Here is a 20,020-nt window from a genome sequence, read left to right as displayed (position 1 = left end):
CGCTTAACAACGTACTAATGCACGTCTCGCCAGTACTCACGTTTCAGCGCGTAGGCGAACACAAATAGAATGGCCAAGAATATTAGCACATAGGTGCCAATTCGCATGCTGTCCAATTTTGATGGTTCACCCATATAGGCGAGGAAGTTTACCAGATCATAGACCGCTTGATCATATTCCTTTTCTGTCAACTTACCCGTTCCCTGCTTGATGCCAATAACATCACATTGCGTTTCAAGAAAAGCCTTACCCGTGAGGGGATCTACCTTGGTACGCCCATCCTCATCAACAACAGGTACAGGCTTACAGGTTTTTTCGGGCACCCCCTGCAACTCAATTAACGCATGAGGCATTCCAACATTGGGAAATACGGTGTTGTTAACCCCAAAAGGACGAGAGCTATCTGCATAGAAACTGCGCAGATAGGTATAAATCCAATCTGTTCCACGCAATCTCGCCTCTAATGTCAAATCTGGTGGAGGACTACCAAACCAAGCCTTTGCATCAACAGTACGCATAGCCACGGTCATCTGCTCACCAATCTTGTGCCCGGGCAAAACCAGGTATTTTTCAGCCATCTCTGCGGGCACACCGAGATCATCAGCCGTGCGCTCATAACGCTGATAGTTTGCCGAGTGACACCCCAGGCAATAATTTTTAAACAGTGCCCATCCACGCTGCATAGAGGCCGTGTCATGCAGATCGGTCTCATGTTTATCCAAATGCACGCTATGTCCTTCAGCTGCCCATCCCACAACTGGCATTAACGCTGCAAAAACTATGGCCAGTATTTTATTCATCATCCAGTCACTCGCTCAGGCACAGGCTTGGTTGACTCCATGCGGGTATAGAAAGGCATCAGCAGGAAGTAAGCGAAGTACAAAACAGTTGCCAGCTGCGCCGCAACCGTTCGAGGACCTGTAGAAGGCGTCGCTCCCAGACACCCCAGCAAGACAAAAGATAACGCAAAAATAACGAGCGCTACTTTGCTCATCCAGCCTTTGTAGCGGATGGACTTGACTGGTGAGCGATCAAGCCAGGGCAACACAAACAGGATGGCAATGGCCGCCCCCATAACAACCACCCCCCAGAACTTGGCATCCACACCAAACAGCGGATAGGTGACAGCTCGCAACATGGCATAGAAGGGAGTGAAGTACCAAACCGGCGCAATATGCACTGGCGTTTTCAATCCATTGGCAGGCTCGAAGTTCGGCTTCTCCAGGAAGTACCCCCCCATCTCTGGGAAGAAAAACACCACTGTGCAGAAGACAAACAGGAATACCACAACACCCACAATATCTTTGACGGTGTAATAAGGGTGAAAAGGAATACCATCCAGCGGGATACCACGCTCATCCTTGAGAGCCTTGATTTCGATCCCGTCCGGGTTATTCGATCCCACCTCATGAAGAGCAAGAATGTGCAGGACGACCAGCGCCAGCAAGACAATAGGCAGAGCTATTACATGCAATGCGAAAAAGCGATTTAGTGTGATACCTGATATCAGATAGTCACCACGAATCCACTGAGCAAGGTCCTCCCCTACTACTGGAATCGCACCGAAAAGAGAGACAATAACCTGCGCACCCCAGTAGGACATTTGCCCCCAGGGTAACAGATATCCCATGAAGGCTTCCGCCATTAGCGCCAGATAGATAGCCATACCGAATATCCACACCAGCTCCCGTGGCTTGCGGTACGAGCCATACATCATGCCGCGGAACATATGCAGATAGACCACAATAAAGAATGCTGAAGCGCCGGTAGAGTGCAGGTAGCGGATTATCCACCCCATATCGACATCGCGCATGATGTATTCAACAGAGGCAAAAGCACCTTCTGCACTGGGATTGTAGCTCATGGTCAACCATATTCCGGTGAGAATCTGGTTGACCAGCACCAACAACGCCAGTGAGCCGAAGAAGTACCAGAAGTTGAAGTTTTTTGGCGCATAGTATTTTGATAAATGGTCCTCCCACATTTGAGTTGCAGGAAAACGCGCATCTATCCAACCCAATAAGCCACCAGTAGCCTTGCTGCGGTTTGGATTACCCATCAGGTTTTCTCCTTATCCACACCAATCACAATGGTGTTGTCATCTGTGTAGTTATGAGGGGGCACCAACAAATTCAATGGCGCAGGCATACCCTTGTAAACCCGTCCAGACAAATCATAGCGAGAGCCATGACATGGGCAAAAATACCCACCTAACCACTCTGGCCCCAGATCTGCTGGAGCAACTTCAGGTCGGTAAGTTGGCGAACACCCGAGATGAGTACAAATACCCACCATCACCATAATCTCGGGCTTGATTGAACGGTATGCCTGGTGGGGAATATAGTCTGGCTGTTGCGGCTTTTCTGACATTGGATCCGCCAGCTGACCATCCAGCTTCGACAAGCTGTCCAGCATCTCCTTACTGCGCCGGACAATCCATACAGGCTTGCCACGCCACTCTGCGATCATTTGCTGACCAATTTCCAGCTTGGAAATGTCCGCCTTCACTGGCGCCCCTGCTGCTTTTGCCTTGGCACTTGGGCTCCATGATGCAACAAAAGGCACCGCTGCTCCAACAGCACCCACAGCCCCGACTACCGAGGTCGTCGCCACCAGGAAACGCCGACGCCCTTTATTCACGCCGTCATTGCTCATTACAGGTGTTCTCCCATATTTGCACGAGCAAACCTGCCTCCCATCCAAGCAGATATCCAATACGCCAGTGCACGGCTCTAATTCACGGAATTGCCGCCGACGGTAATGAAGTTCACGTATCGGCTATAGGCCATCAACCTTATAGCCAGTACTGCTAATATTTTCCAACTTACAAAATCAACACATCGAGAAAAGAGAAATGCCGCTTACGACTGTGCACAATCCCTTTTTCCAGCCATTTTTGTGGAAAGTAACCACAGCAAGCCCCCTAAGTATGGCAAAAGGTTTCTGTACTCGCCCTGCTCAGGATCAAAAAAATGCAGTGCATTCGATATCAAAGCCAAACCACTTCGAAATACTCAGTAGTTCGCGAACCCCTTTCCCCCCCCAAAAAAAGAAAAACCCCAGGCAGCTTTCGCCACCTGGGGTTTTTCTGTACCAAAAGCGAATTAACGCTTGGAGTACTGAGGACGCTTACGCGCTTTACGCAGACCCACTTTCTTACGCTCAACTTCGCGAGCGTCACGGGTAACGTAACCTGCTTTACGCAGAGGTGAACGCAGATCTTCGCTATACTGGATCAGAGCGCGGGTGATACCGTGACGGATCGCACCAGCCTGACCAGAGTTACCACCACCAGCAACGGTGATGATGACGTCGAATTTCTCAGTAGCTTCAGCCAATTCCAGAGGCTGACGAACTACCATGCGAGCGGTTTCGCGGCCGAAATACTCTTCCAGGCTGCGTTTGTTGATGACGATCTTGCCAGAGCCTGCCTTCAGGTAAACACGGGCAGTAGAGGTCTTGCGGCGACCGGTACCGTAGTATTGAGTCACTGACATGTCTACTTCCCCTTAGATATTCAGTTCTTTAGGCTGCTGGGCAGTGTGCGGGTGCTCAGCACCAGCATACACTTTCAGCTTGGAGTGCATAGCGCGACCCAAAGGACCTTTGGGCAGCATGCCACGCACAGCCAGCTCGATAACACGCTCAGGCGCATGATCGATCAGCTGGTTGAAGCTCATGGACTTCAGACCACCTGGATAACCAGTGTGGCGGTGGTACATTTTGTCAGTACCTTTGGCGCCAGTAACGGCAACCTTCTCAGCGTTAACAACAACGATGTAGTCACCGGTATCAACGTGAGGAGTGTATTCAGTCTTGTGCTTACCGCGCAGACGGCGAGCAATCTCAGTGGCCAGACGACCCAGGGTTTTACCTTCGGCGTTAACCACATACCAGTCATGCTTTACAGCATGAGGCTTGGCGCTCAGGGTTTTCATTAATCTCGTCCTAACAACGATGCACTTGGGAGTGCTACCTATTTTTATTCGTTAGCCGATCACACTGGCTAACACAATGCTGCTTAAAATGCAGGCCGCGCATTATAACGGCTCATTCTGCAAATGTTAAGAGCGATGTTCTCTTGCAAGATACTCTTTTGACTGCATTTCCAACAGTCGACTGGTAGTACGCTCAAACTCAAAGTTCAGCCGCCCGCCAGCGTATAAATCAATGAGAGGGACCGATGCAGAAATAATCAGCTTGACACCACTGTCATAAAACTCATCAACCAGATTAATGAACCGACGCGCCTGATCATCTTTATTGCCACCCAGCTGCGGCACATCTGACAACAACACCGCATGATACATCTTGGCCAGCTCTATATAGTCGTTCTGGCTACGAGGCCCATCACACAGTTCAGCAAAATCAAACCATGCCACATCCTGACAAAGGAAGCGTGCCTTTATAACCCGGTTGTTCACCAGCAAATCAGTGCTCTCTTCCATTGATCCCAGATCAGGTACCAGAGACTCAAAACTCTTGCGCAGACTCAGTTCCGCTTCATCCCCCAGCGGACTGTAATAGAGCACTGCCTGTTCCAGCGCCCTCAGACGATAGTCCACACCGTTGTCCACATTCACCACATGAGTGTACTTGTTGAGCAGCGCAATGGCTGGCAGGAAACGTGCCCGCTGCAAACCATCCTTGTACAGTCCATCAGGAACAATGTTGGATGTCGCGACCAGCGACACGCCATTGGCAAACAGCTGTTCCAGCAGCCCACCCAGAATCATCGCATCAGTAATGTCCGAAACGAAAAACTCATCAAAGCACAGCACTCTCGCCTGTTCGCTGTATTTCTTGCCAATCGCAACCAATGGGTTCACGGTACCAGCTAACGCTTTCAGATCCTCATGTACCTGCTGCATAAAGCGGTGGAAGTGAGTGCGCTTCTTCTCTTTAAAAGGTAAGCACTCAAAGAAAGTATCCATGAGATAGGTTTTACCACGTCCTACGCCACCCCAGAAGTACAGGCCAGTCACCGGCTCTGTCGTTTTATTTCCCAACCGATTTGACAACCGTTGGAACAAGCCAGGCTTGGGCTGATGTTGCTGAGCAATCAGATCGTCGAACAAACGCTGCAAATGTCTGACGGCCATTTCCTGGGCAGGATCATGGATAAAATCAGGACGTTTGAGGTCTTGCTGGTAGCGCTCCAGAGGGGTCATGGCGGTAGTCGTTCATGTAGGTAAAATCAAGAAGGCGATACTTTAGCCATCCCCCCCATGTTAAGCAATGGCAGGTCAGGGAATACAGCTTGCGCTTGGTGCAACAGCAAGCTTCCCCTATGATAGCGAGAGTAATACAAGGATCTAGTCAGGAGTAATCAGTGGAACAGTTCGCACAAATCATTCTGATCGCCGCCATTGCCTTCATCGTCGGCCTGATTGTCGGACGCCTGATGCCAAGGCAACCACCGCAAAAAAGAGAGATTGAAAGCTTTACCGGCAATACTGCGACGCAACAGGAACTGATCACTTATCGTGCTGACGTACAGAATCATCTCGACTCTACCGTCACACTCTTCAATCAGCTACTGACGAATGTCGAAGCCATGCACTCGCAGTTAAACAGCGTCAACAGCAAGCTAGGCGATGGCTCTACAGCACTGCGCCCACTGGCAACCGTCACTCAGACAGTGACAGACAATACTACCAGTGAAGCCGAGCCCTCCCCGATTCAACAACCGCGGGACTACGTCCCCAAGTCCTCACCTAATGATGTCGGCACGCTGGCCGAGGGTTTCGGATTAAGGGCGAAAGAGGCTGCACAAGAGTCCACCTCTCCTCGTATCGACTAACTCTCACCCGTCCGTCGAAGAGCCCAGTTGCCATACCAGAAAGTGTGGCAACTGGGTGCTCAAACGGGATTAGGCAGATCAATGAACTGATGCTCGATACCAAGCTGCTCTGCCAAGCAATCTCCCAGAGCCTGAACACCGTATCGTTCTGTAGCGTGATGTCCTGCCGCTATGTAGTAAAGCCCAAGCTCATTAGCCAGATGCACCGTCTGCTCTGATATCTCACCGCTTACAAAAACCTCAGCCCCAACCAACGCTGCTTGCTCCAGCATGCTTTGTGCTGCCCCAGTGCACCAGGCAATTCTTGTTACTACCGGCTTCCCCTGCCCCACCAGTAACGGTGTGCGACCGGTTATATCTGCAAGCTGAGAGAGCACATCATTAATTGGCAACGCTTGTGATAACCGCCCCTGCAAACCAATAGAACGAGGATTGCCAGGCTCAAGCCCATCCTCCACTATCCAGCCAAGGCGCTTTGCCAACTGCACATTGTTCCCCAACTCTGCATGGGCATCCAAAGGCAGATGGTAGGCAAGCAAGCTTACATCCGCCTGCAGCAACGCCTGCAATCGACGTTTTTTCACCCCTACCACTTCAGCAGTCTCGCCACGCCAGAAATAGCCATGATGCACTAACAATGCATCAGCACCAGCCACTATCGCTTGCTCAACAAATGCAAGGCTGGCAGTGACCCCACTGACCAATTTACGCACCTGAGAACGCCCTTCGACCTGCAATCCGTTGGGACAATAATCCTTAAAGGCTCCACTGTTCATCTGCTGCTCAGCTGTCATCACTAATTGGGCCAGAGAGATCGGCTGATTTACCATGTTTGTCATGTTTGAGGGTCCTTGAATCACTTAGTTTCAGGCTCTATTTTAGCGGCTCTTGCACGAAGGAGGTTTCTGCATGAAGAAAAACTGGATGCATGTTTGCCGGTCATTCATCTGGCCATCAATCACCGGTGTTGCGATTGGCGTTGCACTGCTGGGTTGGAATCAACATGCGCCCTTTGTTGAAGAGGCTCATGCCGCACCTGGTAGCCTTCTTGTTCCGCCCACTGGCCCAGCCAGCTATGCAGACGCTGTCGAGCATGCAGCTCCAGCAGTAGTCAACATCTACACAAGAACCTATCAGCGTGCTCCTGCCAACCCGATGCTGAATGACCCGGTATTTCGTCGCTTCTTCAACATGCCGGACTCACCGAATCGGGACCGCATTCAGTCCAGCCTGGGGTCAGGCGTTATTATTGATAGTAAGGGTTACGTGGTAACCAACCACCACGTTATTCGTGGTGCAGACGAGATTAAAGTGGCTTTACGTGATGGCCGGGAGGCTGACGCCAAGGTTATTGGCAGCGATCAGGATGCGGACCTCGCTCTGCTTAAAATTGATCTGCCAAACTTACCGGTGATTGAAACAACAGACGACAGCAAGGCACGTATTGGCGATGTAGTGCTCGCCATTGGCAATCCTTTCGGCGTCGGGCAAACAGTGACAATGGGCATTATCAGTGCGATTGGTCGAAGCCAGCTTGGACTCAGCGCCTTTGAGCGCTTTATTCAAACCGATGCGGCCATCAACCCGGGCAACTCCGGAGGAGCACTGGTAGACGTCCGAGGCCGCCTGATTGGTATCAATACTGCTATATTCTCCAAGTCTGGCGGCTATCAGGGCATAGGCTTCGCCATCCCCGCCAATATGGTCAATATGGTAGTCAAAGACCTCATCAAATACGGTGAAGTCATCCGCGGCTGGCTGGGAGTAGAAACTCAGGAGCTAAAAACGGAAGGTGTCAACAACATTCCAGCGGATGCATTACTGATCACCGGACTATATCGCAATGGCCCAGCCCATGTCGCAGGCTTGCGCCCAGGAGACATCATCACTCGCATCAACGGCAAGCCGGTAATGGGCAATAATTACTCGATGTTTGAAGTCTCTCAAATGAAGCCAGGTAGCAGCATACAGCTGGATATTCTGCGTGATCAGCGCACCCTTTCCGTGAATGTGAGCGTGGGTAAACGCCCGAATACTCTGACGGAGGATCAATAGCTCAGAGGAGACCCCCAAAGACAGAAAAGGCGGGAATGTCCCGCCTTCATCAATGCTACTCAGCCCGACCAGCACCAAACCTTAGTCAGGCTTGATGCGATATTCGGCAGAACGCGCATGAGCCGTAAGATATTCACCGCGGGCTAAAACGGATGCCACCTTACCTACCTCACTCGCGCCGTCTTCTGTGAACATGATCAATGAAGAACGCTTCTGAAAATCATATACGCCCAGCGGAGAGGAGAACCGTGCGGTCCCGGAAGTGGGCAGTACATGATTAGGTCCGGCACAGTAGTCGCCAAGTGCCTCAGCAGTGTAACGACCCATAAAAATAGCACCGGCATGGCGAATTTTTTCCAGCCAGACCTGGGGGTCTGCTACCGACAGCTCAAGGTGCTCAGGTGCAATGTGATTAGCAATATCACACGCCTGATCCAGATCAGCCACTGCGACAAAAGCGGCCCGATCACGTAATGAGACACTAATGATGTCTTTACGTTCCATGGTAGGCAGTAGCTTATCAATACTGTTCTGCACCTTCTGCAGAAACGCCAGATCGGGAGAGATCAGGATCGGCTGTGCCTGCTCATCATGCTCAGCCTGCGAGAACAGATCCATGGCAATCCAATCAGGATTAGTCTGACCATCGCAAATCACCAGAATTTCAGAAGGACCGGCGATCATGTCGATACCCACAGTACCGAACACAGCCCGCTTGGCGGTAGCCACATAGATATTTCCGGGGCCGACAATTTTATCGACCTTAGGTATTGTCTGGGTGCCGTAAGCCAGCGCTGCCACTGCCTGTGAGCCACCGATAGTGAACACACGATCAACACCAGCAAGACCCGCTGCAGCCAACACCAGTTCGTTCACTTCACCACCTGGCGTAGGGACCACCATGATGATTTCGCCCACCCCTGCCACTTTGGCAGGTAAGGCATTCATCAACACAGATGACGGGTAAGCAGCCTTACCGCCGGGCACATAAATGCCCACACGGTCCATCGGCGTCACCTTCTGCCCGAGCACGGTGCCATCTTCCTCCTCATACTGCCAGGAGGACTGCAGTTGACGCTGATGGTAGCGCTGAACACGATCTGCAGCCACCTGCAGCGCATCGCGTTGCTTGGCAGGCAAATTGTCCAGAGCCTGCAGTAATCTGGCTCGCGGAACCTCCAGATCTGACATTCGGTCTTTCGACAAACGATCAAACTGCGCAGTGTAAGCAAGCACAGCAGCGTCACCGCGCTCTTTGACATTTGCCAGTATCTCATCAACACGCTGCTGCACCAGCGGATCGGATACAGACTCCCATGCCAGCAGCGCATCCAGTTGCATGGCAAAGTCAGCATCTGCAGCGTTGAGCATACGAACCGCAGTGCTCACCTTCTGAACTTCGACGTCAATACTCATTGCCCCCCCTCCTGACCGGGACGATTGGCTACCACCGCTGCCTGTAGCCGCTCCAGAATAGGTTCAATCAGGCGATACTTCATTTTCATCGAGGCTTTGCCGACTACCATCCTGCTGCTGATATCTGCAATCAGCTCCTCGGGCTGTAAGCCGTTGGCCCGCAGCGTATTACCGGTATCAACGATATCAACGATTTTATCCGCCAATCCCATCAAGGGAGCCAGCTCCATGGCACCATACAGCTTGATGACATCCGCCTGGATACCTTGCTCCGCATAGTAGGCCTTTGCGACATTCACGAACTTGGTAGCCACCTTAAGACGGCGGCCAACGACCGGCGCAGCCCCTTTGACTCCTGCCGTCATCAGGCGGCATTTGGCAATCTCCAGATCCACGGGCTCATACATTTCCTGAGCACCGTGCTCCATCAACACATCCTTGCCAGCAATGCCCATGTCTGCCGCGCCGTATTCAACGTAGGTGGGTACATCGGTGGCACGAATAACGATCAACTTCAAATGCTCATGGTTGGTGTCGAATATCAGCTTGCGGCTGCTTCGAATATCTTCCAGAGGATGGATATCCGCGGCTGCCAGCAGGGGAAGGGTATCGTCCAGAATACGTCCTTTCGACAAAGCCAGAGTCAAGGTTTGTTTCATCGTTACATCCACGTCAGTACCGTTGCATGCCAAAAGATTGATCAGTTGGCCAAGCGGCGAATTTTAGCGCCCAAACGCTGCAATTTTTCTTCAATGCATTCATAACCACGATCAATGTGGTAAATGCGATCAATTACGGTGTCACCTGATGCTACCAGACCGGCAATCACCAGACTGGCAGAAGCGCGAAGATCAGTAGCCATAACCGGTGCAGCTTTCAGCTGCGGAACACCTTCGATCACGGCGGTGTTGCCGTCGATATGCATCTTGGCACCCATTCGCATCAACTCGTTCATATGCATGAAGCGATTTTCGAAAATAGTTTCTCGAATGATGCCGGTACCTTCAGCAATGGTATTCAGCGTGGCAAATTGTGCCTGCATATCTGTAGGGAAAGCAGGATAAGGAGCGGTGGTCAGGCTGACAGCTTTAGGACGCTTACCCTGCATGTCCAGACTGATCCAATCATCGCCAAACTCAACTTTGGCACCAGCTTCCGTCAGTTTGTGCAGCACCGCTTCCAAAATGTCGGCGCGAGTATCCTTCAGCAGCACCTTCCCACCCGTTGCCGCTGCCGCAACCAGATAGGTCCCCGTTTCGATACGATCAGGCAGGACCCGGTAGGTACATCCATGCAGCTTTTCAACACCGTAAACACGGATAGTATCCGTGCCATGACCGCGGATATCTGCGCCCATAGCAATGAGGCACTCAGCCAGATCGACCACTTCAGGCTCGCGCGCAGCGTTCTCCAGAACGGTCTCGCCCTCTGCCAGTACTGCTGCCATCAACAGGTTTTCAGTACCAGTGACGGTCACCGTGTCAAAGAATATATGAGCACCACGCAGACGCCCTTCGACACTGGCGCGAATATAGCCATCCTCCAGCACGATTTTGGCGCCCATGGCCTCGAGGCCACGCAAGTGCAAATCCACCGGACGGCTACCAATGGCACAACCACCAGGCAGGGATACTTCTGCACGACCAAATCGTGCCACCAGTGGCCCCAATACCAGAATGGATGCACGCATGGTTTTTACCAGCTCATAGGGAGCGGTGACATTATCAATCTGGGTCGCATCCACCTCGACGGTCATCTTCTCGTCCATGGTCACTTCGACTCCCATGCGGCGAATCAGACCGACCATAGTAGTAACATCATGCAAGTGAGGAAGATTGGATATTTTAACGACGCCATCGGCCAGCAAGGTGGCAGCGAGAATGGGAAGTGCGGCGTTCTTGGCGCCAGAAATGCGAATATCTCCCTGCAGCGGCGCGCCGCCAGAGATCAACAATTTATCCATAGAGCACTCCTGATCAGGCGCTGATATTCTGCCACTGGGCGGGGGTATAGGCTTTGATGGTCAGAGCATGAATACTGCCATCTGCAATTTTGTCCGCTAAACAGGAATACACCAGTTGTTGCTTCTTGACAGGAGTCATGCCATTGAATACTTCACTGACCACAACCACCTGAAAGCTGCAACCTTCACCCTCGGGGAAGACTTCAGCATTTTCGATACCCGCTTGAATACGAGCTTTTACTTCTTCTACCTGCATGACAACCTCAAATTAAACGATCTGCCCCGGTACGCCAAAGACAAGACAACCGCCACAGGTCAGTACCTGTGGCGGCTTTATTCCATACTACTCGTGGATACGCCAAGAACAGCGCTACTGCACCATTGGTATGACGTCATCCAAATCAGTCAACTCCAGAATGGACAGTAAGGCAGGACTGACTCCGCGTAATACAGCACTACCATTCATCGCCCTGGCCTTTCGCAGGGCACCAAGCAACACGGGAACGATAACCATGGAGCGAGAATGGCAACGGGAGACATCAACAATAATCTTGCCCCCCGCTTTTCTTACTAGCTCAACGACTCTGCTACGTAATGTCTCTGCATCAGCCACAGCGAGCTCGCCATTCAAGAAGATGACATTTTCGTCCAGTGAGGCCTCCATGAGTTACTCCTTGACCGCCACAGTCCAGGTATTAATAACCTTATCCATGTCCTGTTCACGGTTCATGGCTTCGGCAAACTGGTTACGGAAGTTAAGCCCCACGTTGATGCCATCAAGCGTCACGTTATATACCAGCCACTGACTTCCTTTTTTGTGCATGCTGTACTCAATGCGATAAGTCTTGCCATCAGTAGTAGCAAAATCAAAACGCACGCTGGCTTTGCCGTCACGATCAGCCCCCTGACTGGGCAATACCTGGTATTTATCCAGCGTAATAACCTGCAGTGCCTTAGTGAAAGTACGAATTACCGTGGTCTTGAACTGATCAGCAAATGCAGCTTTCTGTGCATCGCTTGCCTGACGGTAGTAATGCGCCATGACACCCTTTGACAGGCTATCGAAGTCGACAACCGGCGACACTGTCGCATCCACTTCACCATACAGAGTCTCAAAATTCTCCTGCTGACGCATTGCCGGATCTTTCATCATCAGCAGCATGGCATCCGTGGTTTTGACTACGACTTCTTTAGCATCATCCCAATCCGACGCCTGTGCTGTGCCAGCTACCGCCATAGCCGCCAGCACAACAAACGCCATTGCGGCCTTCCATACCTGTTTAACCATGTTACTCATTTACCCTCACATGCAATTACCCGCCAACTCACAGTAACCAGAGATTGAATCTACCACTCCTCAAAAGCCATCTCACTGTCAGTTAGCGAGATCAGGTCAAGGAGCCTCTGCGTCAGAGCTGGCTATTTTTTGGTCTGACTGGAAAGAAACTTGCCAATCAGGTCTTCTAGCACCAGTGCTGACTGGGTGTACTCAATGATATCCCCATCCTTCAGCATGGTGTCATCGGCACCTACCTGTATGCCGATATATTTCTCTCCCAACAAGCCCGAGGTGAGGATCATTGCAGAACTGTCTGTGCTCAGATAGTTCACACTCTGATTGATCTGCATTTCCACCTTGGCGCGAAAATCCTTGGGATCCAACTGAATACTGGTCACCCGACCAATAGGGACCCCGGCAATAGTGACCTTCGAGCGCGAGGTAAGGCCGCCGATGTTATCAAAGCGGGCATAGACTTTGTAGGTCGGCTCAGACGCCGCAAACGTCAAGCCACTGACTTTGACAGCCAACACCAGCAACGCAGCTATCCCTGCCAACATCAGTACACCAACACTTAACTCCAGCGTTCGCACTTTCATCCTAAAAATCTCCAAACATCAGTGCAGTTAGCACAAAGTCCAGCCCCAGCACTGCCAGGGAAGAATACACAACAGTACGGGTGGTCGCCTTACTGATACCTTCAGATGTCGGCACCAAATCATAGCCCTGAAACACAGCGATCCAGGTCACCACCGCACCGAACACTACCGCCTTGATCATGCCGTTGATCACATCATCAGCGAAATCAACCGAGTTCTGCATATTGGCCCAGAATGAACCTGAGTCGACTCCCAACCAGTCCACACTGACCAGTGACCCACCCCAGATACCCACCACGTTAAAAATCGCCACAAGCACAGGTAGCGATATAAACCCAGCCCAGAAACGGGGAGCTATAATTCGCCGCAACGGATCGACACCGATCATTTCCATGCTGGCCAATTGCTCAGTGGCCTTCATCAGTCCGATTTCTGCCGTCAACGCAGAACCAGCCCGACCGGCAAACAACAGTGCAGCGACAACCGGAGCCAGCTCACGCGTCAAGGTGAGCGCCACCATTTGACCCACAGCCTGCTCTGAACCGTAATCCACCAGAATGGTATAGCCCTGCAACCCCAGGACCATGCCGATAAACAGGGCAGATACGACAATAATGATCACCGACAGAACGCCGACAAAATACAGCTGCCGTACTAACAGCGGAAACTGTACCCGCCAGTCAGGTACGGCCACCAACGCTTGATACATTGTCAGCCCGGATCGACCTAATACCGTGAAGATATTGAGCGTGGACCGTCCAACACCAGCCACCCAATCAAGCATCTAACACACTCCTCAGCTAAATTGCTCGGCAACCGACATGGCGGGGTAATGAAAAGGCACGGGACCATCAGGCAGCCCCTGAATGAACTGTTTTACCTGCATCTGGTCAGTTGCCTGCAACTCCTCGGGCGTTCCCCGGGCCAGAACCTGACCATCAGCAACAACGTAGACATAGTCCGCAATACTGAAGGTCTCCTGAATATCATGGGAAACGATGATTGCAGTATGACCCAGTGCCTTGTTCAGCTTGCTGATCAGCTGCACCACTACCCCCATAGCAATGGGGTCTTGTCCAGCAAACGGCTCGTCATACATGACGATATCCGGGTCCAGCGCAATGGCACGCGCCAGTGCCACACGCCTTGCCATACCTCCAGACAGCTCCGCCGGCATCAGCTCTGCGGCGCCACGCAATCCGACTGCCTGTAACTTCAGCAGTACCAGATCACTGATCATGTCTTCAGGTAACTGAGTGTGCACGCGTAGTGGGAAAGCAACATTTTCAAAAACGCTCAAGTCTGAAAACAATGCTCCAGACTGGAACAACATGCCCATCCGCGAACGTACGGCAAACAACTCTTTACGGCTCATTCTGGCAATATTCTTGCCCGCAACCTCGATGACGCCAGCATCAGGTCTGAGTTGCCCACCGATCAGCCGCAGCAAGGTCGTTTTTCCTGTACCGCTTGGGCCCATGATGGCGGTGATTTTTCCCTGGGGGATATCAATATTCACCTCATCATAAATCGCCCGCTCCCCCCGATAAAAACTCATGTCGCGAACGCGAACAATAACGTTATCAGACACCATAATCCCTCACTGGGCGGTCGGCGGTTTAAAAAAGCGCAAATCATAACATGATGCCTGCGCGACCAACATCCCGCATAAATGTTGCGTTTCAACTCAGCTAGCCGACAACTGGCATACACTAATCCATGAACCCTGCTGATTCAGCCCGATGCTGTTATGGCCATCTGCATCGTCAACATCAACCCTCACATACAAACTGTTGCATTCGTCAGTAACACTGACGAAGCCCCGACAAACCGGCACACGTTTGCATATTCCCTAGCAACTCCGCATGCGTAGCAGCAGCGCAAAGCGTTTAGCATAAAAAAAATAATGCTATTATCGGCACCTATTTTGCTAATAACCGAGCTGGAGCGCATGAGTCACCCTCACGATTTCCTGGCAAGTGCACAACGCACCATTCGTATAGAAGCCGATGCAGTTGCCGCGCTGCAACAACAACTTGGCGAACACTTCAATGCAGCCTGCCAACTAATGCTGAACTGCACGGGACGTGTTGTGGTTATCGGCATGGGCAAGTCAGGGCACATTGGCAATAAGATTGCCGCCACCCTGGCCAGCACCGGCACCCCCAGCTTTTTCGTACACCCAGCAGAAGCCAGCCACGGCGATATGGGGATGATTACCGCTGCTGACGTGGTACTAGCACTCTCAAATTCGGGAGAAACCCCAGAGGTTCTCAATCTCATTCCCTTACTGAAGAGACTACGAATCCCCTTGATCAGCATGACGGGCAATGCCAGCTCCAGCCTGGCAACCGCTGCTGATATACACATTACCCTGAGTATTGATGAAGAGGCCTGCCCATTAGGCTTGGCACCGACCACCAGCACGACCGTTGCGCTGGTCATGGGCGATGCGCTGGCCGTTGCCCTGCTCGAAGCGAGGGGGTTCACCGCAGAAGACTTCGCCTTCTCCCACCCTGGTGGCAGTCTGGGACGGCGTTTGTTACTACGCGCCCGGGATCTCATGCATGGAGGCGAGCAGTTACCTCAGGTGAGCCCCGACACTCTGCTGCGCGACTCGCTGCTGGAAATTACACGCAAGGGCCTTGGCCTCACCACGGTAACAGACGAAAGCGGCCAACTTTGTGGCATCTTCACCGACGGCGACTTGCGTCGAGCCCTGGACCAACGCCTGGACCTGCACTCGCTGCCCATCAGCGATGTCATGACACGCGGCTGCAAGACCATCAATCCCGAACTGCTTGCCGCTGAGGCGCTCAACCTGATGGAACAATGGAGCATTACCGCCCTAGTAGTCGTAGAGCAAAACAAACCGGTTGGCATTCTGCATATGCACGATCTGATCAAAGCGGGAGTAGTGTGACATGACTCAGGAAAGCACTCTGGACTCACTGCTACTACAACGCGCGCAGCGAATCACCATGCTGATCATGGATGTCGACGGTGTTCTGACCGACGGTCGCCTGTATTTTGCTGAGGAAGGATACGAATTAAAAGCGTTCAACTCTCTCGATGGTCACGGCATCAAGATGCTGCACAAGGCGGGCATCAAAACAGCAATCATTACTGGCAGGCGCTCTGCTCTGGTAGCAAAGCGAGCAAAGGATCTCGGCATTCACTTTCTATTTCAGGGCAGAGAGGACAAGCTGGACGCACTGGAAGAACTGCGTCAGGAACATCAGATCGACATGGAAAACATTGCCTACATTGGTGATGACTGGCCAGACCTGCCGGTACTACGCCGTGTCGGACTGGCAGTGACAGTACCCAATGCCGCTCCTGCGCTGCAGCCTCACACCCACTACTGTTGCCAACGCAACGGCGGCGAAGGGGCTGTCAGAGAGCTATGCGAACTGATACTGACAGCACAGCAGAAGCTATCGGACTGCTTGCAACCCTATCTGGACTGAGCAAGAAGCAGAAAATGGGAGCGGACACATGTCCCTGAAGAACCGAGTTATCCTGATTCTAGCCTTCGTGCTTATTGGGATTGCACTGCTGCGCTATGATCTGCGTGAGCCAGATCAACCAGTACTCAGTCTGGAGGTGCTTGATGGCGAGAAAGCAGACTCCTACGCCACTGACATCACCACTGATCGCTTTGATCAAAACGGACAGCTGGCATCAAGCGTATTCTCACCACGCGTCGACCATTTTCAGTCGAAGGGGGTGAGCTTGTTACAGATGCCTGATATCCGCACCTGGTCCAAAGACGGAGAGTGGCATACCACGGCCAAAAATGGTCGCTACTATGATGCCGACGAACATATTGAACTGGAAAACAATGTTGTAATTGATCGCCAGCCACCACAGAACCCAATAACCATGGCAACAGAATGGCTGCGTATTGATTCACACCTTGAGCAAGCGTCAACAGATAGACCGGTGGTCATTACAGCCCCGGATGGCATTGCAGAGGCTACAGGCATGACTGCCGACTGGGCCAGCAACCGAGTAACCCTTCTCTCTCAGGTAAGAGCCACCTATGAAAAAGCTCGTTAAACTCGCATTCGGCGCAGCCATACTCCTTCCGACTCTGGCCATGGCACTCCCGGAAGACAGGGAAAAACCTGTACACATCGTCTCTGATCAGGCGGTGTTGGACGATGCAAAAGGTACTGTCACCTACACAGGGAACGTCAAACTGACTCAGGGAACCCTGGAAATCAATGCAGACAAGGTCGTGCTACATGTCGTCAACAACGAGCTGACCAAGGCCTTTGCATACGGCAAACCTGCGCACTACCAGCAATTACCCAGCCCGAATCAGCCCCTGACCCATGCCTACGGCCTGACTCTGGAATATGACCTGACCGCAGAGACTGTGACGGCCATTGAGCAGGCAAAGCTGACTCAGAATCAGGATACTTTTACCGGCGAACGTATCACTTACGACATTACCAAACGCACGGTAAATGCATTCAGTGCTCAGGGCAGCAGTGGCAAGCGTGTTGAGATGATCCTGCAACCAAAGAAAAAAGCGACCCCATGAGCACATTACATGCACAACACCTGGCCAAAGCCTACAAGAAACGTCAGGTGGTCAAGGATGTATCCGTGAAGGTCAGTCGCGGCGAAATTGTTGGGCTGCTTGGCCCAAATGGCGCGGGCAAAACCACCTGCTTTTACATGATTGTTGGCCTCGTTGCTTCAGATAAAGGCCGTATTCTGCTGGATGAGCAGGACCTCACCGCCCTTCCTGTTCACGGCCGCGCACGAGCGGGAATTGGCTATCTACCGCAAGAAGCATCAATTTTCCGCAAGCTCAGCGTGAAAGATAACATCCTGGCGATCCTCGAAACCCGAGCAGAGCTGAGCAAGGCAAGTCGTCTGGAGCTTATGGAATCCTTGCTAAAAGAGTTCCACATTACGCACATTCGCGATAGTCTGGGCATGAGTTTGTCTGGCGGCGAACGACGTCGGGTGGAAATTGCCAGGGCATTAGCCATGGAACCTGACTTCATTTTGCTGGATGAGCCTTTTGCAGGAGTTGACCCAATATCCGTCAGTGACATTCAACAGATCATCCGTCATCTGAAGTCACGGGGCATTGGAGTGCTGATCACCGACCATAACGTCAGGGAAACCCTGTCGATTTGTGATCATGCCTATATTGTTAGTGATGGGACCATTCTCGCAGAGGGAGATGCCGATGCTATTCTTCAACATGAACAAGTACGGCAGGTCTATCTGGGCGAAAACTTCCGCTTTTGAGCAGCCCGGCATGGCGGTAATAACACGCCATTTTCAAGCCTGATCCGATGAGTCAAGAAGTATCTTCGTAGCCAAATATGAAACCCTCATTACAGCTGAAAATCGGTCAGCAGCTGACCATGACCCCGCAGTTGCAACAGGCTATTCGTCTGCTGCAGCTTTCCACTCTCGACCTGCAGCAGGAAATCCAGGATGCACTGGATGGTAACCCGCTGCTTGAAGTCGAAGAAGAGTTCGAACCTGCTGTTGCTGAAGAGCGTTACGAAACCGCTCTGAAAAACGAAACTACTAGCAGCAATAATGAGAGCGAGCAGGAGACTGACAGCCAGTGGTCGGAAGATATTCCGGAAGAACTGGCTGTCGATAGCAACTGGGAAGATACTTACTCCACACTGCCCAGCTCTTCATCCGATAGCGAAGATGGCTACGACTTTGAGTCACGAGCCACTGAGGGAGAAAGCCTGCAGGCCCATCTGGAATGGCAACTCAATCTGACACCGATGAACGAACGTGATCAACTGATTGCCTATACCCTGATCGACAGCATTAACACCGAAGGCTATCTGACCAGCTCTTTGGAAGAGTTGATGGAAAGCCTCAACGAAAACGATGACGAAGACCCTGTAGAAGAAGATGAGCTACTGATGGTATTACACCATCTGCAGCAATTTGACCCTCCTGGGGTTGCTGCCCGCGATCTAGCAGAATGTCTGACGATCCAGTTGCGACAGCTACCTGTGGATACACAATGGCGACAACAGGCTCTGGACATCATTGCGCAACACCTGAATCTGCTTGGCACTCGAGACTATGCGACCTTGATGCGCCGCACCCGTCTGAGCGAAGAAGAGCTGGCCGCTGTTATTCATCTGATACAGACCCTTAATCCTCGCCCTGGCGCCAGCATTACTTCTGGCGATTCGGAATACGTTATCCCCGATGTAGTTGTCAGTAAGAAAGAAGGTCAATGGCTTATTGAACTGAATCAGGATGCCATGCCTCGGTTGCGTATCAACAACAGTTACGCCAGTTTGATCAAGCGCGCGGACTCAAGCAGTGACAACACCTATCTGAAGAATCAGCTGCAAGAAGCACGCTGGTTTATCAAAAGCCTGCAAAGTCGCAACGACACCCTGCTCAAAGTAGCCACCAAGATTGTTGAATTTCAACTCGACTTCTTTGAAGAGGGAGAAGAAGCAATGCGCCCGATGGTCCTGGCAGACATTGCTCAGGCAGTGGAGATGCACGAGTCCACCATTTCTCGTGTCACAACCCAGAAGTTCATGCACACACCACGTGGGGTGTTTGAGCTGAAGTACTTCTTCTCCAGCCACGTCGGTACATCCGACGGTGGGGAAGCCTCCTCGACAGCCATTCGCGCCATAATCAAAAAGCTGATTGCCGAGGAGCCTCCGAAAAAGCCATTGAGTGATGCCAAACTGGCTACCCTTCTGGAAGATCAGGGTATCAATGTGGCTCGTCGTACTGTGGCTAAATATCGCGAAGCGATGGGTATTGCACCATCGAATGAGCGTAAACGTTTGGTTTAAAAGCTAAATTTTTTGACGCAAAAAAGATTTGACGAAGCCTGCAAGCATACGGCTATATTGAGATGCAACCAGCAAACATTC

General features: G+C 51.8%; 24 protein-coding genes. 8 read left to right on the top strand and 16 right to left on the bottom strand.

Translation table 11 applies throughout. The features are described from left to right. Positions 1 to 14: 14 nt before the first annotated feature. The 6 genes from WH50_RS08390 to zapE form a co-directional block, all read right to left on the bottom strand. Positions 15 to 803, bottom strand: a complete 789-nt coding sequence (locus tag WH50_RS08390; RefSeq protein ID WP_341476829.1) for a cytochrome c1 — start codon at positions 801 to 803, stop codon at positions 15 to 17. Continuing rightward, positions 800 to 2,059 (bottom strand): cytochrome b, encoded by a 1,260-nt coding sequence (locus WH50_RS08385; protein WP_110186909.1) that lies wholly within the window; start codon positions 2,057 to 2,059, stop codon positions 800 to 802. Before WH50_RS08385 ends, WH50_RS08390 begins: the two co-directional genes overlap by 4 nt. After that, a complete protein-coding gene (gene petA, locus WH50_RS08380; protein ID WP_110186908.1) occupies positions 2,059 to 2,655 on the bottom strand; it encodes a ubiquinol-cytochrome c reductase iron-sulfur subunit in 597 nt (198 codons plus the stop codon). The genes WH50_RS08385 and petA overlap by 1 nt, the downstream gene beginning before the upstream one ends. A 449-nt stretch (positions 2,656 to 3,104) precedes the next feature. Continuing rightward, the gene (rpsI, locus tag WH50_RS08375; protein ID WP_104156454.1) at positions 3,105 to 3,497 is read right to left on the bottom strand and encodes a 30S ribosomal protein S9; all 393 of its coding nucleotides are present in this window, start codon (positions 3,495 to 3,497) and stop codon (positions 3,105 to 3,107) included. Between the two features lie 12 nt (positions 3,498 to 3,509). Continuing rightward, complete coding sequence (gene rplM / locus WH50_RS08370; RefSeq protein WP_110186907.1) at positions 3,510 to 3,938, bottom strand: 50S ribosomal protein L13; 429 nt, start codon at positions 3,936 to 3,938, stop codon at positions 3,510 to 3,512. Between the two features lie 126 nt (positions 3,939 to 4,064). Further along, entirely contained in the window at positions 4,065 to 5,171 is a 1,107-nt protein-coding gene (gene zapE / locus WH50_RS08365) for a cell division protein ZapE (RefSeq protein WP_110186906.1), read from the bottom strand. A gap of 161 nt (positions 5,172 to 5,332) precedes the next feature. On the opposite strand from zapE, the gene WH50_RS08360 reads away from it, so the two are divergent. Next, positions 5,333 to 5,803: a ZapG family protein gene (locus WH50_RS08360; protein ID WP_110186905.1), complete on the top strand. Its 471-nt coding sequence runs from the start codon at positions 5,333 to 5,335 to the stop codon at positions 5,801 to 5,803. Between the two features lie 59 nt (positions 5,804 to 5,862). Here WH50_RS08360 and WH50_RS08355 read toward each other — a convergent pair whose 3' ends face one another. Continuing rightward, on the bottom strand, positions 5,863 to 6,642 hold the full coding sequence (locus WH50_RS08355) for a Nif3-like dinuclear metal center hexameric protein (RefSeq protein WP_459536956.1): 780 nt from the start codon (positions 6,640 to 6,642) through the stop codon (positions 5,863 to 5,865). A 70-nt stretch (positions 6,643 to 6,712) separates the two neighbouring features. Here WH50_RS08355 and WH50_RS08350 point away from each other — a divergent pair, with 70 nt between their 5' ends. Continuing rightward, entirely contained in the window at positions 6,713 to 7,858 is a 1,146-nt protein-coding gene (locus WH50_RS08350; protein WP_207780231.1) for a trypsin-like peptidase domain-containing protein, read from the top strand. Between the two features lie 81 nt (positions 7,859 to 7,939). Here WH50_RS08350 and hisD read toward each other — a convergent pair whose 3' ends face one another. The 9 genes from hisD to WH50_RS08305 form a co-directional block, all read right to left on the bottom strand. Next, a complete protein-coding gene (gene hisD / locus WH50_RS08345; RefSeq protein ID WP_110186904.1) occupies positions 7,940 to 9,274 on the bottom strand; it encodes a histidinol dehydrogenase in 1,335 nt (444 codons plus the stop codon). Next, complete coding sequence (gene hisG, locus WH50_RS08340; RefSeq protein ID WP_110186903.1) at positions 9,271 to 9,933, bottom strand: ATP phosphoribosyltransferase; 663 nt, start codon at positions 9,931 to 9,933, stop codon at positions 9,271 to 9,273. Before hisG ends, hisD begins: the two co-directional genes overlap by 4 nt. A gap of 41 nt (positions 9,934 to 9,974) precedes the next feature. Next, positions 9,975 to 11,237 carry a UDP-N-acetylglucosamine 1-carboxyvinyltransferase gene (gene murA / locus WH50_RS08335; protein ID WP_110186902.1) on the bottom strand — a complete coding sequence of 421 codons (1,263 nt, stop codon included), beginning with the start codon at positions 11,235 to 11,237 and terminating at the stop codon, positions 9,975 to 9,977. A gap of 13 nt (positions 11,238 to 11,250) precedes the next feature. After that, positions 11,251 to 11,493 carry a BolA family protein gene (locus WH50_RS08330; protein ID WP_110186901.1) on the bottom strand — a complete coding sequence of 81 codons (243 nt, stop codon included), beginning with the start codon at positions 11,491 to 11,493 and terminating at the stop codon, positions 11,251 to 11,253. A 114-nt stretch (positions 11,494 to 11,607) separates the two neighbouring features. After that, positions 11,608 to 11,901: an STAS domain-containing protein gene (locus tag WH50_RS08325; RefSeq protein ID WP_110186900.1), complete on the bottom strand. Its 294-nt coding sequence runs from the start codon at positions 11,899 to 11,901 to the stop codon at positions 11,608 to 11,610. A gap of 3 nt (positions 11,902 to 11,904) precedes the next feature. After that, entirely contained in the window at positions 11,905 to 12,534 is a 630-nt protein-coding gene (locus WH50_RS08320; protein ID WP_207780230.1) for an MlaC/ttg2D family ABC transporter substrate-binding protein, read from the bottom strand. 122 nt (positions 12,535 to 12,656) lie between these two features. Further along, on the bottom strand, positions 12,657 to 13,115 hold the full coding sequence (mlaD, locus tag WH50_RS08315; protein WP_110186898.1) for an outer membrane lipid asymmetry maintenance protein MlaD: 459 nt from the start codon (positions 13,113 to 13,115) through the stop codon (positions 12,657 to 12,659). A gap of 1 nt (position 13,116) precedes the next feature. Further along, a complete protein-coding gene (mlaE, locus tag WH50_RS08310; RefSeq protein WP_110186897.1) occupies positions 13,117 to 13,899 on the bottom strand; it encodes a lipid asymmetry maintenance ABC transporter permease subunit MlaE in 783 nt (260 codons plus the stop codon). Positions 13,900 to 13,911: 12 nt separating this feature from the next. Continuing rightward, the gene (locus tag WH50_RS08305; protein ID WP_110186896.1) at positions 13,912 to 14,709 is read right to left on the bottom strand and encodes an ATP-binding cassette domain-containing protein; all 798 of its coding nucleotides are present in this window, start codon (positions 14,707 to 14,709) and stop codon (positions 13,912 to 13,914) included. Positions 14,710 to 15,066: 357 nt separating this feature from the next. On the opposite strand from WH50_RS08305, the gene WH50_RS08300 reads away from it, so the two are divergent. The 6 genes from WH50_RS08300 to WH50_RS08275 all read left to right on the top strand — a co-directional run bounded on the left by WH50_RS08300 (position 15,067) and on the right by WH50_RS08275 (position 19,939). Then, entirely contained in the window at positions 15,067 to 16,038 is a 972-nt protein-coding gene (locus WH50_RS08300) for a KpsF/GutQ family sugar-phosphate isomerase (RefSeq protein WP_110186895.1), read from the top strand. A 1-nt stretch (position 16,039) separates the two neighbouring features. After that, a complete protein-coding gene (kdsC, locus tag WH50_RS08295) occupies positions 16,040 to 16,585 on the top strand; it encodes a 3-deoxy-manno-octulosonate-8-phosphatase KdsC (RefSeq protein WP_110186894.1) in 546 nt (181 codons plus the stop codon). A 28-nt stretch (positions 16,586 to 16,613) separates the two neighbouring features. Next, entirely contained in the window at positions 16,614 to 17,177 is a 564-nt protein-coding gene (gene lptC, locus WH50_RS08290) for an LPS export ABC transporter periplasmic protein LptC (RefSeq protein ID WP_110186893.1), read from the top strand. Next, positions 17,161 to 17,667 carry a lipopolysaccharide transport periplasmic protein LptA gene (gene lptA / locus WH50_RS08285; RefSeq protein WP_110186892.1) on the top strand — a complete coding sequence of 169 codons (507 nt, stop codon included), beginning with the start codon at positions 17,161 to 17,163 and terminating at the stop codon, positions 17,665 to 17,667. The genes lptC and lptA overlap by 17 nt, the downstream gene beginning before the upstream one ends. After that, positions 17,664 to 18,389 carry an LPS export ABC transporter ATP-binding protein gene (lptB, locus tag WH50_RS08280; protein ID WP_104156437.1) on the top strand — a complete coding sequence of 242 codons (726 nt, stop codon included), beginning with the start codon at positions 17,664 to 17,666 and terminating at the stop codon, positions 18,387 to 18,389. Before lptA ends, lptB begins: the two co-directional genes overlap by 4 nt. A gap of 77 nt (positions 18,390 to 18,466) precedes the next feature. Next, entirely contained in the window at positions 18,467 to 19,939 is a 1,473-nt protein-coding gene (locus WH50_RS08275; RefSeq protein ID WP_110186891.1) for an RNA polymerase factor sigma-54, read from the top strand. Positions 19,940 to 20,020: the final 81 nt, after the last annotated feature.

Origin of the sequence: Pokkaliibacter plantistimulans, assembly GCF_003194385.1 — a bacterium.
GTDB lineage: Bacteria > Pseudomonadota > Gammaproteobacteria > Pseudomonadales > Balneatricaceae > Pokkaliibacter > Pokkaliibacter plantistimulans.
Note: the sequence above shows the minus strand (reverse complement) of the source record. Positions and strands in the feature narration are given on the sequence as shown.

Coding starts and splice junctions, on each gene's coding strand:
- WH50_RS08320 (WP_207780230.1), bottom strand. CDS start 12,534: ATGAGTAACATGGTTAAACAGGTATGGAAGGCCGCAATGGCGTTTGTT.
- WH50_RS08330 (WP_110186901.1), bottom strand. CDS start 11,493: ATGCAGGTAGAAGAAGTAAAAGCTCGTATTCAAGCGGGTATCGAAAAT.
- mlaD (WP_110186898.1), bottom strand. CDS start 13,115: ATGAAAGTGCGAACGCTGGAGTTAAGTGTTGGTGTACTGATGTTGGCA.
- rpsI (WP_104156454.1), bottom strand. CDS start 3,497: ATGTCAGTGACTCAATACTACGGTACCGGTCGCCGCAAGACCTCTACT.
- kdsC (WP_110186894.1), top strand. CDS start 16,040: ATGACTCAGGAAAGCACTCTGGACTCACTGCTACTACAACGCGCGCAG.
- petA (WP_110186908.1), bottom strand. CDS start 2,655: ATGAGCAATGACGGCGTGAATAAAGGGCGTCGGCGTTTCCTGGTGGCG.
- hisD (WP_110186904.1), bottom strand. CDS start 9,274: ATGAGTATTGACGTCGAAGTTCAGAAGGTGAGCACTGCGGTTCGTATG.
- WH50_RS08355 (WP_459536956.1), bottom strand. CDS start 6,642: ATGACAAACATGGTAAATCAGCCGATCTCTCTGGCCCAATTAGTGATG.
- lptC (WP_110186893.1), top strand. CDS start 16,614: ATGTCCCTGAAGAACCGAGTTATCCTGATTCTAGCCTTCGTGCTTATT.
- WH50_RS08275 (WP_110186891.1), top strand. CDS start 18,467: ATGAAACCCTCATTACAGCTGAAAATCGGTCAGCAGCTGACCATGACC.
- WH50_RS08385 (WP_110186909.1), bottom strand. CDS start 2,059: ATGGGTAATCCAAACCGCAGCAAGGCTACTGGTGGCTTATTGGGTTGG.
- WH50_RS08300 (WP_110186895.1), top strand. CDS start 15,067: ATGAGTCACCCTCACGATTTCCTGGCAAGTGCACAACGCACCATTCGT.
- mlaE (WP_110186897.1), bottom strand. CDS start 13,899: ATGCTTGATTGGGTGGCTGGTGTTGGACGGTCCACGCTCAATATCTTC.
- WH50_RS08390 (WP_341476829.1), bottom strand. CDS start 803: ATGATGAATAAAATACTGGCCATAGTTTTTGCAGCGTTAATGCCAGTT.
- rplM (WP_110186907.1), bottom strand. CDS start 3,938: ATGAAAACCCTGAGCGCCAAGCCTCATGCTGTAAAGCATGACTGGTAT.
- murA (WP_110186902.1), bottom strand. CDS start 11,237: ATGGATAAATTGTTGATCTCTGGCGGCGCGCCGCTGCAGGGAGATATT.
- hisG (WP_110186903.1), bottom strand. CDS start 9,933: ATGAAACAAACCTTGACTCTGGCTTTGTCGAAAGGACGTATTCTGGAC.
- WH50_RS08350 (WP_207780231.1), top strand. CDS start 6,713: ATGAAGAAAAACTGGATGCATGTTTGCCGGTCATTCATCTGGCCATCA.
- WH50_RS08325 (WP_110186900.1), bottom strand. CDS start 11,901: ATGGAGGCCTCACTGGACGAAAATGTCATCTTCTTGAATGGCGAGCTC.
- zapE (WP_110186906.1), bottom strand. CDS start 5,171: ATGACCCCTCTGGAGCGCTACCAGCAAGACCTCAAACGTCCTGATTTT.
- lptB (WP_104156437.1), top strand. CDS start 17,664: ATGAGCACATTACATGCACAACACCTGGCCAAAGCCTACAAGAAACGT.
- WH50_RS08305 (WP_110186896.1), bottom strand. CDS start 14,709: ATGGTGTCTGATAACGTTATTGTTCGCGTTCGCGACATGAGTTTTTAT.
- lptA (WP_110186892.1), top strand. CDS start 17,161: ATGAAAAAGCTCGTTAAACTCGCATTCGGCGCAGCCATACTCCTTCCG.